The organism is Pseudonocardia sp. DxW (assembly GCF_058448985.1).
This window is the reverse complement of record NZ_JBZFLK010000002.1, coordinates 196,642-209,252: the sequence shown is the minus strand read 5'-3', so window position 1 is coordinate 209,252 and position 12,611 is coordinate 196,642. Positions and strand designations below refer to the sequence as shown.

Annotated in this window: 11 protein-coding genes; 8 read left to right on the top strand and 3 right to left on the bottom strand. The window is 74.8% G+C overall.

Annotated elements, in window-relative coordinates; translation table 11 throughout:
• Positions 1-51 precede the first annotated feature (51 nt).
• From ACVJO7_RS03795 to ACVJO7_RS03785, 3 genes are all read left to right on the top strand, one after another.
• Positions 52-879, top strand: a complete 828-nt coding sequence (locus ACVJO7_RS03795) for an amino acid kinase family protein (protein WP_344026124.1) — start codon at positions 52-54, stop codon at positions 877-879.
• The gene (locus tag ACVJO7_RS03790) at positions 876-1,658 is read left to right on the top strand and encodes an amino acid kinase family protein (RefSeq protein WP_491671733.1); all 783 of its coding nucleotides are present in this window, start codon (positions 876-878) and stop codon (positions 1,656-1,658) included. Before ACVJO7_RS03795 ends, ACVJO7_RS03790 begins: the two co-directional genes overlap by 4 nt.
• 189 nt (positions 1,659-1,847) lie before the next feature.
• A complete protein-coding gene (locus tag ACVJO7_RS03785; protein ID WP_491671732.1) occupies positions 1,848-3,173 on the top strand; it encodes a uracil-xanthine permease family protein in 1,326 nt (441 codons plus the stop codon).
• A gap of 3 nt (positions 3,174-3,176) precedes the next feature.
• On the opposite strand, the gene ACVJO7_RS03780 is transcribed toward ACVJO7_RS03785, so the two are convergent.
• Genes ACVJO7_RS03780 through ACVJO7_RS03770 form a run of 3 tightly spaced genes read right to left on the bottom strand, consistent with a single transcriptional unit; the run spans position 3,177 to position 5,821 of the window.
• Positions 3,177-4,196 carry a glycoside hydrolase family 183 protein gene (locus tag ACVJO7_RS03780; protein WP_491671731.1) on the bottom strand — a complete coding sequence of 340 codons (1,020 nt, stop codon included), beginning with the start codon at positions 4,194-4,196 and terminating at the stop codon, positions 3,177-3,179.
• 9 nt (positions 4,197-4,205) lie between these two features.
• A complete protein-coding gene (locus tag ACVJO7_RS03775) occupies positions 4,206-4,955 on the bottom strand; it encodes an enoyl-CoA hydratase/isomerase family protein (RefSeq protein ID WP_491671730.1) in 750 nt (249 codons plus the stop codon).
• Entirely contained in the window at positions 4,955-5,821 is an 867-nt protein-coding gene (locus tag ACVJO7_RS03770) for an alpha/beta fold hydrolase (protein ID WP_491671729.1), read from the bottom strand. The genes ACVJO7_RS03775 and ACVJO7_RS03770 overlap by 1 nt, the downstream gene beginning before the upstream one ends.
• 109 nt (positions 5,822-5,930) lie before the next feature.
• Between ACVJO7_RS03770 and ACVJO7_RS03765 the strand changes: the two genes are divergently transcribed.
• The 5 genes from ACVJO7_RS03765 to ACVJO7_RS03745 all read left to right on the top strand — a co-directional run bounded on the left by ACVJO7_RS03765 (position 5,931) and on the right by ACVJO7_RS03745 (position 12,484).
• Complete coding sequence (locus ACVJO7_RS03765) at positions 5,931-7,241, top strand: MFS transporter (RefSeq protein WP_491671728.1); 1,311 nt, start codon at positions 5,931-5,933, stop codon at positions 7,239-7,241.
• Between the two features lie 319 nt (positions 7,242-7,560).
• Positions 7,561-10,059 (top strand): FAD-dependent oxidoreductase, encoded by a 2,499-nt coding sequence (locus tag ACVJO7_RS03760; protein WP_491671727.1) that lies wholly within the window; start codon positions 7,561-7,563, stop codon positions 10,057-10,059.
• Positions 10,060-10,096: 37 nt separating this feature from the next.
• Positions 10,097-10,654, top strand: coding sequence for a DUF4334 domain-containing protein (locus tag ACVJO7_RS03755; protein ID WP_491671726.1), 558 nt, complete (start codon positions 10,097-10,099; stop codon positions 10,652-10,654).
• Complete coding sequence (locus ACVJO7_RS03750) at positions 10,651-11,241, top strand: TetR/AcrR family transcriptional regulator (RefSeq protein ID WP_491671725.1); 591 nt, start codon at positions 10,651-10,653, stop codon at positions 11,239-11,241. The genes ACVJO7_RS03755 and ACVJO7_RS03750 overlap by 4 nt, the downstream gene beginning before the upstream one ends.
• A 43-nt stretch (positions 11,242-11,284) precedes the next feature.
• Positions 11,285-12,484: a cytochrome P450 gene (locus ACVJO7_RS03745; protein ID WP_491671724.1), complete on the top strand. Its 1,200-nt coding sequence runs from the start codon at positions 11,285-11,287 to the stop codon at positions 12,482-12,484.
• Positions 12,485-12,611: the final 127 nt, after the last annotated feature.

The following is a 12,611-nucleotide window of genomic DNA, read 5'->3' as shown; positions in this document are numbered from 1 at the left end:
GCGGGCCTAGGTTCGTCGTGAAAGCGTCCCCCGATCCCGAGGAGATCCACGATGCCCGACGCCGCGACCGCGGCCGATCTCGAGGCGCTGCTGCTGACCCGGTCGCTGGACGACCCGGAGCTCGCCGCGGCCACCGAGCGGACCGCCGACACCCCCGTGCTGCCCGACGTGTCGGTGGTGAAGGTCGGCGGGCAGAGCTTCGTCGACCGCGGCCGCGCCGCGGTGTTCCCGCTGGTGGAGGAGCTGCTGCAGGCCCGCGCCGAGCACCGGCTGCTGATCGGCACCGGCGGCGGGACGCGGGCCCGGCACGCCTACGCGCTGGCCGCCGAGCTGGGCCTGCCGACCGGCGTGCTCAGCTCGGTCGGCAACGCCGTCGCCGGGCAGAACGCCACCATGCTCGGCTACCTGATGGCCCGGCACGGCGTGCCGGTGGTCTCCGGCGGCGGGTTCGAGGCGCTGCCGCTGTACCTCTCGGAGTCCCGCGCGGCGATCTTCGCCGGGATGCCGCCGTACGCCATGTGGCAGCCGCTGCCGGACGAGGGCGTCATCCCGCCCTACCGCACCGACGCGGGCTGCTACCTGGTCGCCGAGACCTACGGCTGCAAGAACATGATCTTCGTCAAGGACGAGGACGGGCTGTACACGGCGAACCCGAAGACCGACCCGTCGGCGACGCTGATCCCGGAGATCACCGCCGACGAGCTGATCGAGCGGGACCTGCCGGACCTGGTCGTCGAGCGCCCGGTGCTGCACCTGCTGCGCCGCGCCCGGCACGTCCGGTCGATCCAGATCGTCAACGGGCTGGTGCCCGGCAACCTGACCCGCGCCCTCGCCGGCGAGCACGTCGGCACGATCATCACCGCCGGAGGTGCGCGATGAGCGGCACGTACCCGAAGGACGTCGAGTCCGCGCTGGCTCGCCAGACCCTGCTCGACCGCGACCGGGTCCGCCCGGTGGACCAGCAGCGGCCGGTGATCCGGATGCTGCCCGCGCTGCGGGTGCTCGTCCTCGGCGGGCGGTCGATCATCGACCGCGGCCGGGACGTGCTGCTGCCGCTGGCCGACGAGATCCGCGCCGCGCTCGACGGCGATCCGCTGCTGATCTGCACCGGCGCCGGGATCCGGGCCCGGCACGTGCTCGGCGTCGGGCTCGACCTGGGCCTGCCGACCGGCGCGCTGGCCGAGCTCGCCGGGCGGGAGGCCGAGCAGAACGGGCACCTGGTCGCCGCGCTGCTGGCCGACCGGGGCGTCGCCTACCTCGGTCACGACACCGTCGCCCACCAGCTGCCGGTGCACCTGGCCGCGTCCAACGCCGCCGTCACCAACGGCTACCCGCCGTTCGGGGTGCACGAGTTCCCGGCGGGCACCGGGAAGATCCCGCCGCACCGCACCGACACCGGCGCCCTGCTGCTCGCCGACGCCTGGGGCGCGGCGTCGCTGACCTACCTGCGCGACGGCGACGGCGTGCCCGCCGCCGACCGCACCGCCGCCGAACTGCTCGCCGGTCCCGCCGGGGCGGCCCCGGTCGACGTCGAGGCGCTGCAGACGCTGCGGCGCACCAAGCACGTCCGGTCGTTCCGGGTGATCGACGGCACCACGCCGGGGAACCTCACCGCCGCGCTGGCCGGCACGCCGGTCGGCGCGCTGGTCACCGCCTGATCCCACGGCGGGCGTGCCGGTCCGCGCCTGCCGCGCTCGTCCGGGCTCGTCCGGGCTCGTCAAGGGGCGCCGCGACGACGTTGCGGCGCCCCGGTTGGCAGGGGATGACACGGTCCCGGCCGGATCCCGCGCCGTCACACCGTCGTCATCGGAGGCAGGGAACGTCGTCGGCTCCGGAGAGGGGAGCCCATGACCGCCACCGCACCGAAGCCGCCACAGACCGACACCGAGGCGTTCCCACCGCTGCGCGAGGCGGTGCCGCTCGGCCTGCAGCACGTGCTGGCGATGTTCGCCAGCAACCTGACCCCGGCGTTCCTGCTCGCCACCGCGGTCGAGGCGACCCCGGAGCAGCGGACCCTGCTGGTGCAGGGCGCGCTGCTGTGCGCCGGGCTCGCGACCCTGCTGCAGACGATCGGGTTCTCGGTGGTCGGCGGCCGGCTCCCGATCATGATGGGCTCCGGCTTCGTGTTCATCTCGGTGGCCGTGCCGCTCGCGGCCGAGCGGGGGCTCGCCGCCGTCTGGGGCGCGGTGCTGGTGACCGCGCTGGTGCAGGTGCTGATCGCGCTGAACATCCACCGGATCGCCTGGCTGTTCCCGCCGCTGGTGACCGGGACGATCATCCTGGTGATCGGGCTCGGCCTGCTGCCCTCGGCCTTCACCCTGGCCGCCGGCGGGGCGACCGCGCCCGACTTCGGCGCCGCGGGCCATCTCGGGCTGGCCGCGTTCGTGCTGGTGCTCGCCGTCGTGCTGAACCGCTGGGGGCCCGGCCTGCTGGGGACGGCCGCGGTGCTGGTCTCGCTGGTCGCCGGCTACCTGCTGGCGCTCGCGTTCGGCATGGTCGACCTGGCCGGCGTCGGCCCGGCCGGCTGGGTGGCGGTGCCGACGCCGTTCGCGTTCGGGCTGAGCTTCGACGTGATCGCGATCCTCACGATGGCGGTGGTCGGCGTCGTCAACATGGTCGACTCGGTGGGCACCGTCAACGCCGTCACCCAGGCCGGTGCGCAGCGCCCGGCGACCCGCCGCGAGCTGCGCGGCGGGTTCCTCGCCGAGGGCGGCAGTGCCGCGCTCGGCGCGGTCTTCTCGGCGCTGCCGACCACCATGTTCAGCCAGAACATCGGGCTGATCGCGCTGACCCGGCAGATGAGCAGGCACGTCGTGACGATCGCGGCGGGCGTGCTGGTCGCGATGGCGCTGCTGCCGAAGGCCGCCGCGGTGATCGGCGCGACCCCGCCCGCGGTGCTCGGCGGCGGCGTCGTGCTGCTGTTCGGGATGGTGTGCGCGATCGGCATCCAGATGCTGGTCACCGACGGGATCGACCAGCGCGCGCTGGTGATCGTGGCCCTGTCGGTCGGCCTCGGCCGCGGCCTGGCCGGGGTGCCGGACCTGCTGGCTCTGCTGCCGGGGCAGTGGCGGCCGCTGCTGGAGTCCGGGGTGGTGGTCGCGGCGGTGGTCGCCGTGCTGCTCAACCTGGTGCTGCCCGGCCGCCCGCGCCGGCCGGACACCGTCCTGGCGTAGCGCTCAGCCGAGCAGCTCGGTGGCGTCGGTGCGGAACTGCATGGACCGGTACGGCCAGTTCGTCGTGGTGTTCCACTGGCTCACCACCAGGTGCAGGTCGTCCAGGGTGGACCCGGGGACGACGTAGCCGCCGTAGAGCTGCGCGACCCGGCCGCGGGCGTGGTCCTCGTCGTCCCAGCCGCAGCCGTGCAGCAGCGTGGTGCGCGGGGCGGCGTGCAGGTCGGCGTTCGGCCGGTCCAGCAGCATCGCGTCGATCCGGTAGCGGCCCGCGTCGAAGTAGGTCAGCAGCAGGTGCTCCCGGCCGTCCGGGCCGGGCACCCGGCGCAGGTTCAGCTCGCCGAACGCGCCCGGGACGGTCAGGGTCGGCGGGTTGCCCCAGTCCCAGCGCTCGCCGGCGAACCCCCACGGCTCCCAGGCGTCGCGGTCGGTGATCCGGTCGGCGGGCACCCGGTGCAGCAGCAGGCCGTCCCGGCGCTGGAAGCCGGTCGTGTAGGCGTAGACGTGGCCGTCACCGCCGTGCTCCCAGGTGAGCTGCTGGAACAGGCCGTCGCAGTGCCGGCCGGGCCACTCGCAGCCGGTCCGCTCCCAGCTGACCCCGTTGTCCCGGGAGGCGAGGATCTCGCTCCACAGCACGTTGCCCAGGCCCTTGTTCGCCATCACGTGCAGGTACATCGTGTCGCCGACGGTGATGACGTCGGCGGGCAGGATCGTGGTGACCCGCCGGTGCAGCCGGAACCAGTTCGTGGCCGGCTTGTTCACGAGCCGGCAGGCGTACTCGGCGGCGTCGCCGCCGGAGCCGGTCCAGCGCAGGCCGGAGCGGACGCCGTCCGGGTCGGCGAACAGCACCACCGGCGAGCGCCAGCCGGGGCCGCCGACCCCGGCCCGCTCGAAGGTGTCGCCGAACACGGCGACCAGCCGTCCGTCCGGGGCGGTCGCGACGATCCCGAGATCGGTCCCGCCGATCCCGAAGCGGTCGGTGTGCCCGGGCCCGGTCAGGTCGGCGATCTTGGTGGTGACGGCCATGGCGCGACCCTACGACCGGTACCGGCCGATCGCGTCGCGGGTCGCCGGCAGCGCGAAGACCTCGGCGAACACGTCGACGCTGAGCGCCACGGCGTCGTCGAGCGGGTGGTTGCGCCAGGTCTCGAACAGGCCCTTCTGCGCCGCGACGACCTCGCGGGTCGGCGCGCCGACCCGAGCGGCGAGATCGGCGACGGCGGCGTCCAGCCCGGCCGGCGCGCCCGGGCCGGCCGGCACCAGCCGGTTGACCAGCCCGGGCAGCGCGGTGACCGGGTACAGGTCGCCGGTCAGGATCAGCTCGTGCGCCCGCGCCGCGCCGAGGTAGTGCGGTAGCAGGGCCGCGTCGACCACCGACGGGATGCCCAGCTTCACCTCCGGCAGCCCGACCGGCACCTCCTCGTGCGCGACCCGCAGGTCGCAGGCCAGCGCCAGCTCGAACGCGGCGCCGACGCAGGCACCGTTGAGCCGGGCGATCGTCGGGACCGGCGAGCGGCGGACCGTCGCCAGGCAGTCCGCGAGCCGGGTGATGATCGCCCGGCCGTCGCCCGGGGCGGCGCCGGTGAAGACGTCGAGGTGCATCCCGGCGCCGAACGCGCGCTCGCCGGTGCCGGTCAGCACGATCACCCGGGTCCGCTCCCCGGCGTCGCGGACGGCGGCGGCGATCGTGTCGATGTCGGCCGGGAGCAGCGCGTTGGCCTGCCCGGGGCGGTCCAGGGTGATCGTCCGGACCGGGCCGTCGTCGGTGACCTGCGGCAGGCCCATCAGCGGGCGGCCGCGGCGATCGCGTCGGCGAACACCTGCGGCGCCTCGACCGGCACGAAGTGTCCCGCGCCGTCGACGCCGTCCACCCGCACGTCGGCGAAGAACTCGCCCACCCGGTCCGACCAGTCCCGGGGGAACAGCGGATCGTGCTCGGGCCACAGGAAGGTGGTGGGCACGGTGATCCGGTCGGCCGGGTCCGGGGCGGTCTCGGTGAGCGAGCGGGCGACCACGCCGCCGCCGGCGCGGTACCAGCCGATCGAGGCGACGAACGCCCCGGGCGACGAGTAGGCGGCGGTCAGGTGGTCGAGCCGGTCGTCGTCCGGCGTGAAGTCCGGGCCGGACCAGTGCGTCCAGAAGTGCCGCAGGTAGGAGCGGGTGGCGCCGATCTCGCCGTCGACCAGCTCGCGGGCGAGATCGAGCTGGTGGAACGACTGGTACCAGAACTCGCGCATCGGGCCCTCGCCGAGGATCCGCCGTCCGACGCCGGGCGCGGGCGGGGTGACGACCAGTGCCCGCAGCAGGTCCGGCCGGTCCCGGGCGACCTGCTGGGCGACCCGGCTGCCGACGTCGTACCCGCCGATCACGACGCCGGTGAGGCCGAGCTCGGTCAGCAGCCCGGCGACGCTGCGCGCCTGCGCGGCGGCCCCGTAGTGCTCGGCCGGGTCCCGGTCGTGCCGGTCGGACCCGCCGAAGCCGCGCAGGTCCGGGACGACGACGTCGTGCCCGGCGCCGAGCCGCTCGGCGACGGCGGTCATGTCGGTCCGGTCGCCCGGCCAGCCGTGCAGCAGCAGCACCGGCGGTGCGCCCGGTTCGCCGTGCCGGTCGTAGGCGAGACGGAAGTCGTCGATCGGGTCGGACAGCGGCATCGCGGGGCTCCTCGGGGGTCGGTTCGCCACCTCCGGGGGTACCAGCTCCGCCACGCCGCGGCGAGCGGAGCAGCGCGCAACGCTGCCTTCCGCAACGCAAATATCAAGATTGCTGTTCGTCGACCGCCGGTACGACTGGACGATCTACGCGACGTTCTCGATCTACTTCGCGACCCAGCTCTTCCCACCGGAGAACGCCGCCCTCGCACTGATCTCCACCCTCGCCGCCTACGCGCTCGCGCTCTTCTTCCGGCCGCTCGGCGGGATGCTGCTCGGCCGGTTCGCCGACCTGCACGGCCGCCGGACGGCGATGCTGGTGACGATCCTGATGATGGCCGGCGGATCGGTGGTGATCGGGCTGCTGCCGACCTTCGCGATGGTCGGCCGGCTGGCCCCGGTGCTGTTGCTGCTGGCCCGGATCGCGCAGGGCATGTCGCTCGGCGGCGAGGTGTCGAACGCCTCGGCCTACCTGGCCAAGATCGCCCCGGCCGAGCGCCGCGGCCGCTACTCGTCGTTCTTCTACATCTCGACCGGCACCGCGGTGCTGATCGCGTCGCTGATGGGCTTCCTGCTCGCGTCGACGCTGACCGACGAGCAGCTCGCCTCCTGGGGCTGGCGGGTCCCGTTCCTGATCGGCGGGCTGCTCGGCCTGATCGGCATGTGGATGCGCAGGCAGATGGCCGAGACCGAGCAGTTCGAGGACAACAAGGAGGCCGCGGCGAAGATCCGGAACCTGCTGCTGCTGACGCTGCGCGAGCACCCGCGGGCGGTCGCCCGGCTCGTCGGCTTCACCCTGCTGTCCACGCTCTGCTATTACACCTTCTTCTCCGCGCTCACCCCGTTCGCGACGACCTCGCGCGGCGCGGGCGCGACCGAGGTGTTCCTGGCGCTGTCGATCGCGACCACGATCTTCGTGCTGCTCCAGTACCCGATGGGCGCGGCGTCGGACCGGTACGGGCGCCGGCCGCAGCTGCTGGTCGGGTCGGCGTCCACGGCGGTGCTGATCGTGCCGTTGTCGCTCCTGATCGGGCCCGGGTTCTGGAACATGCTCGGCGTGTTCACGGTCGGCCTCGGGTTGTACACGATGATGACCTCGATCGCCCCTGCGGTGATGAGCGAGCTCTTCCCGACCTCGGTCCGGGCGCTGGGCATCGGGGCCTGGTACAACCTGACCCTCGCCGTCTTCGGCGGCACGGCCCCGCTGGTCGTGCAGTCGCTGCAGCAGGCCGGGCTGGCCACCCTGTTCTTCGTCTACGTCGCGGTCGGCGCGGCGATCGCGTTCGGCGCGATCCTGACCCTGCCCGAGACGCGGGGGTCGGTCCTGTGCCGAGGCTCTGCTCCGGGGTGGGCGATGTTGCGTTCTCGTGTCGATGTCGGCGGCGTGTCGGGGGCGTCCCCGGGACGCGTGTCCGGCCCGTGACCTGCTGGTCGGCGACTTGTGATCGGCCGCCGCTTACGTGCCGCAACGTGTTTCGGGCCGGAAACCGGCGGATCACCGCCGGGCGCCCGGGAATCCGCTGGTCGACGGCACTCTTGACAGGGGATTCTCCGGGTTGCACGGTGTTGCGGTCAGTACCTCGACGTTGCGTATCAGGCAACACACGCTGTCGGATCGTCTGGTGGCCGCCGGCTCAATCCGTGTGTAGGCACCCCGCCCGGGCGGGGTGCTGCGCGCTGCGCAGCGACGAATTCGCGAGCTGCCCGCACGGGCACACGGATTCGCACGCAGGAGAACCGCCATGGCGACCACCAACCCCCGCATCGTGATCATCGGCGCCGGTGTCGTCGGCTGCGCGCTCGCCGACGAGCTGACCGCCCGCGGCCACCGGGACGTCACGGTCCTGGACAAGGGCGGCCTGTTCCGCACCGGCGGATCCACCTCGCACGATCCCGGGACGGTGTTCCAGGTCGCGCCGGACCGGGCCGTCACCCGGCTGGCGGCCGCGACGGTCGCCAAGTACGCGGCGCTGCGCGCGCAGGGTTCGCCCTGCCTGCGCCGGGCCGGCGGCCTGGAGGTGGCGACGACGCCGGAGCGGCTCGCCGACCTGCAACGCAGGAACGGCTGGGCGGCGGCGGCCGGCGTCGAGGCCCGGATGCTGGAGCCGGGGGAGTGCGCGACGCTGCATCCGCTGCTGGACAAGGAGCGGATCCTCGGCGGGCTGCACGTCCCCGGCGACGGCATCGCCCGCCCGGTGGACGCGGCCCGCGAGCAGGCCCGGGCGGCGATCCACCGCGGTGCGGTCTTCCTGCAGGGCCGCACGGTGACCGCGGTCGAGCGGCGCGGCGACCGGGTCACCGGCGTCCGGTGCGGTGACGAGCGGTTCGCCGCCGACGTGGTGTTCTCCTGCACCGGGATGTGGGCGCCGCTGGTCGGCAGGCTGGCCGGGGTCGAGATCCCGCTGGTCCCGATGGTGCACCAGTACGCGCGGACGAACCCGCTGCGCGCGCTGGAGACGATCCACGCCCTGGAGTCGGCGTCCGGGCGACGTGATCCGGTGCTGCCGGTCCTGCGCCACCCGGACGCGGCGCTGCACGTCCGGCCGCACGGGCACCGGCTCGGGATCGGCGCGCACGGTCACCGCCCGATGCCGGTGGCCCCCCGCGAGCTGGACGATCCCGGTCCGGGCGCGGTCATGCCCGCGGAGCGCCGCTTCACCCCGGACGACTTCGAGCCGTCCTGGGCGGCCGCCGCCGCCCTGCTGCCGGTGCTCGGCGACGCCAAGGTCGAGGAGGGCGTCAACGGCGTCCTGCCGGTCACCCCGGACGGGCTGCCGTTGCTCGGCGAGCACCCGGACCTCGCCGGGTTCTGGACGGCCGAGGGGATCCGGCTGACCCACTCGGCCGGGATCGCCGAGGCGCTCGCCGAGTGGCTGACCACCGGCCGCCCGATGCTCGGCGGCGAGCCGGTCGACCTGTCCCGGCTGCACGTCGACCGGTTCGACCCGGCCGAGCTCGCCCCGCCGGTCGTGCTGGCCCGGGCGGTCCGGGCGTTCGAGCAGGCCGACGACGTGCGGCATCCGCTCGACCCGCCGGACGCCGCCCGGCCGATGCGCACCACCCCGCTGCACTCGCGGCAGGTCGAGCTGCGCGCGGTGTTCACCGAGTCCGGCTCGGTCGAGCGTCCGATGTGGTTCGGCGCGAACGCCTGGCTGCCCGAGGTCTGCGAGCTCACCCCGCGCCGCGGCTGGGCCGCGCGCAACTGGTCGCCGATCGCCGGGGCCGAGGCGCTGGTCACCCGGCGGGCGGCGGGGATGTTCGACCTGTCCCCGCTGCGCCGGGTCGAGATCACCGGCCCGGGGGCGGCGGAGCTGCTGCAGCGCAGCGTCACCGGCGACGTCGACGGTCCGGTCGGGCAGGTCCTGCCCACCCTCGTGCTGGACGCCGCCGGGGGAGTCCTCACCGAGCTGACCGTGACCCGGCTGGCCGACCGGCGGTTCCTGGCGGTCGTCCCGGACCGGCGCGGGGTCGCCGCGCTGCGCCGGTGGGGGCGCGCCGGGGTGTCGGTCACCGACGTCACCGAGGCGACCGCGGCGATCGGGCTCTGGGGGCCCCGGGTTCCGGCGATCCTGGACGGGCTGGTCCCCGGCGAGGTCGCCCGGCTCGGCCCGCTGCGGGCCGCCGCGTTCCGGCTCGGCGGGGTCCCGGTGACCGGGCTGCGCAGCCCGGCGATCGGCGAGGAGGGCTGGGAGCTGATCTGCTCCGCCGCCGACGCCGAGCGGCTCTGGGACGTCCTCTACGCGGCCGGCGCCCCGCACGGCCTGGTCGCGGCGGGCGGGCACGCCCTCGACGCGCTGCGGATGGAGGCCGGCCTGCGGGCCGCCCCCTCCGCCGAGCAGGGCCCGGACGCCGCGGGCCTCGGCGACGCGGTCGCGATGGGCAAAGGACCGTTCGTCGGGCGGGCGGCCGTGCACGCGTCCCGGGCGGCGGGCGGGCCGGCGCAGCGTCTGGTCACCCTGGTCCTCGACGACGCCGGGTCGGTGCTGCACGGCGGGGAGCCGGTCTACGACCTGCCTGCCCCGCGGCGGTACTCGCGCGATCCGGTCCTGCTGGACGGGGCACCGGACCTGTCCCGGGGCCCGGTGATCGGCCGGATCACCGTCGCCGCGACCGGCTACACCACGGGCACCTCGCTGGCCCGCGCCTGGCTGCCCGCCGAGCGGGCCGATCCCGGCACCCGGGTGTCGGTGGAGCTGTTCGGCCGCAGGCTGACCGCCGAGGTGACCGACGGGGTCCGGTAGCCTCGATCGAAACGATGCCGTTTCGATGGGAGCCAGCATGACGACGGTCGAGCCGGCCGAGACCCTCCGCCGTCTCGCGCACGGCGCCACGGTCGGGGAGGCGCTGGCGTTCTTCGACGGGCTGCCCGCGGTCGAGGTGCCCGAGCTGTTCGGCAGCTGGCGCGGCGGCGAGGTGCCGACCGGCAACCCGATGGACGGCCTGCTGGAGCGCTTCGGCTGGCACGGCAAGCGGTTCGACTCCGCCGACGACGTCCATCCGCTGGTCATGGACCGGCCCGGCGGCGGGCAGTTCAGCCTGCGTCCCGGGCTGGTCCCGCTGCCGGCGCTGCTGCCGCTGCTGGCCCGCCGTCCCGGCCTGGTCCGGCATCCCGCGCTGGGCCGGGTCGCCCGCCTGCTGGGCCCGGCGCTCGGCACCCGGGCGCCCAGGGCGCGGCTGCGGTGCACCGAGTACCGCGGCGTCGTCAGCGCCACCATGTGCTACGACGACCTGCCGATCCACGACGTGTTCCGCCGGGTCGACACGGACACCGTGCTCGGCGCGATGGACCTGCGCGGGCTCGACGCGCCGTTCGTCTTCTTCCTGCGCCGCGAGTGAGCAGCCGGTTCCCGCCGGAGCGCCGCCGGGAGGTGCTCGACGCGGCCCGGCGGCTGGTCGCCGAGCACGGCTTCGAGGGCACGACCGTGGAGGCGGTCGCCGCCGCCACCCGCACCAGCAAGGCGACGCTCTACCGGCAGTGGGGGGACAAGGCGTCGCTGGTGGTGGAGGCGGTGTCGATCGGCAGCGGGATCGCGATCGGCCGGATCGACACCGGCACGCTCGCCGGGGACCTCGGCGCGGTCGCGGACATGCTTGCCGAGCGGGCGTCGGTGAACGTGCCGATCGTGCTCGGCATCGCGCGGGCCGGGCAGCGCGATCCGGCGCTGCTGGCCGCGCTGTCGGCCCGGCTGCTGCCCGAGATCGAGGCGCTGCGCGCGATCGTGGTCCGGGCGGTGGACCGCGGCGAGCTGCCCGCCGAGCCGCCGGCCGCCCGCTACCTGCAGCACATGCTGACCGGCGCGGTGCTCGCGCCGGCGCTGCTGGAGGGGGCAGGTGCCGCCGTGGACGTGCGGCACCTGCACGGCTATCTCGACGCCGTCGTCCTCCCGGCGCTCGGATCCGGACAACGGGTGCGCGACCGGTAGGGTCCGGTTGCCGACTAAACGATAGCTACCTATCGTTACGTAGATGATCACTGCACCCCGGCTGCCCTTCGGCCGCCCGAACATCCTCGAGGTCGCGCCGCTGTACGCGGTCCTGCGCCGGGAGGCACCGGTGGTGCCGGTGCGCACCCCGGTCGGCGACCCGGCCTGGCTGGTCACCCGGCACGCCGAGGCCCGCGAGCTGTTCGCCGATCCGCGGCTCGGCCGCTCGCACCCCGATCCGGAGTCGGCGGCGATGGTCACCGAGGCGGCCGTCATGAACGGGCCGAGCGGCAGCTACGAGACCGAGCAGCACGAGCACGACCGGATGCGCAGGCTGCTCGTCCCGGCGTTCTCGGCGAAGCGGATGCGGCTGCTCGGCGACCACGTCGCCGAGCTGGTCGACGGCTGCCTCGACGACCTGGTGGCGGCCCGCGACGCCGACGGCACCGCCGACCTGCACGAGCACCTGTCGTTCCCGCTCCCGGTGCTGGTCATCTGCGAGCTGCTCGGCGTGCCGTTCGCCGACCGGGAGTACTTCAGCGGACTGTCCGAGCGGGTCGCCGCGATCCGCTCCGGCGGCGACGCCGCCGAGGCGATGGCCGAGTTCCACGCCTACACCGGCCGGCTCGCCGCCCGGAAGCGGGCGGAGCCGGGCGAGGACGTCGTCACCGACCTGGTGCGGGCCCAGGAGGCCGATCCGACCTTCGGCGAGGCCGAGCTGACCCGGTTGGCCGCCGGCCTGCTGTTCGCCGGGCACGAGACCACGGTCGGCCGGATCGATCTCGGCGTGCTCCTGCTGCTGACCGACCCGGCGCGCCGGGACGCCTTCGTCGCCGACATCGACGGCCGGCTGCACGGCACCGTCGAGGAGGTGCTGCGGCTGTCCGCGCCGAGCGGACTGGGCCTGCTGCGCTACGCGCACACCGACGTCGAGATCGGCGGGACGACGATCCGGCGCGGCGACGCCGTGCTGATCTCCACGGACTCGGCGAACCGGGACGCGGGCGTCTTCGACGAACCCGAGGCGTTCGACCCGACCCGCCGGCCCAATCCGCACGTCTCGTTCGGCTACGGCGGGCACTTCTGCATCGGCGCCAGCCTGGCCCGCACCGAGCTGTCGACGGTGTTCGCCCGGCTGTTCGCCCGGCTGCCCGGGCTGCGCCTCGCCGTCTCGCCGGACCGGCTCGACGTCCGGTCCGACCAGGTCACCGGGGGTGTGCGGGCGCTGCCCGTCACCTGGTGAGCCCGGGCGTGTCCGGGATCGCGTCGACGGTGCCGCCCCCGGCACCTACTCTCGGACCCGCCCCGCCTGGCCTCCGCTTGAGCGGACGACCGCTCCCGGCCGTAGGAACCCGGAGCCGGCTACCGGG

Excerpts from the sequence above, each read along its gene's own strand:
- ACVJO7_RS03795 (WP_344026124.1), top strand. The coding sequence starts at position 52 with ATGCCCGACGCCGCGACCGCGGCCGATCTCGAGGCGCTGCTGCTGACC.
- ACVJO7_RS03790 (WP_491671733.1), top strand. The coding sequence starts at position 876 with ATGAGCGGCACGTACCCGAAGGACGTCGAGTCCGCGCTGGCTCGCCAG.
- ACVJO7_RS03785 (WP_491671732.1), top strand. The coding sequence starts at position 1,848 with ATGACCGCCACCGCACCGAAGCCGCCACAGACCGACACCGAGGCGTTC.
- ACVJO7_RS03780 (WP_491671731.1), bottom strand. The coding sequence starts at position 4,196 with ATGGCCGTCACCACCAAGATCGCCGACCTGACCGGGCCCGGGCACACC.
- ACVJO7_RS03775 (WP_491671730.1), bottom strand. The coding sequence starts at position 4,955 with ATGGGCCTGCCGCAGGTCACCGACGACGGCCCGGTCCGGACGATCACC.
- ACVJO7_RS03770 (WP_491671729.1), bottom strand. The coding sequence starts at position 5,821 with ATGCCGCTGTCCGACCCGATCGACGACTTCCGTCTCGCCTACGACCGG.
- ACVJO7_RS03760 (WP_491671727.1), top strand. The coding sequence starts at position 7,561 with ATGGCGACCACCAACCCCCGCATCGTGATCATCGGCGCCGGTGTCGTC.
- ACVJO7_RS03755 (WP_491671726.1), top strand. The coding sequence starts at position 10,097 with ATGACGACGGTCGAGCCGGCCGAGACCCTCCGCCGTCTCGCGCACGGC.
- ACVJO7_RS03745 (WP_491671724.1), top strand. The coding sequence starts at position 11,285 with ATGATCACTGCACCCCGGCTGCCCTTCGGCCGCCCGAACATCCTCGAG.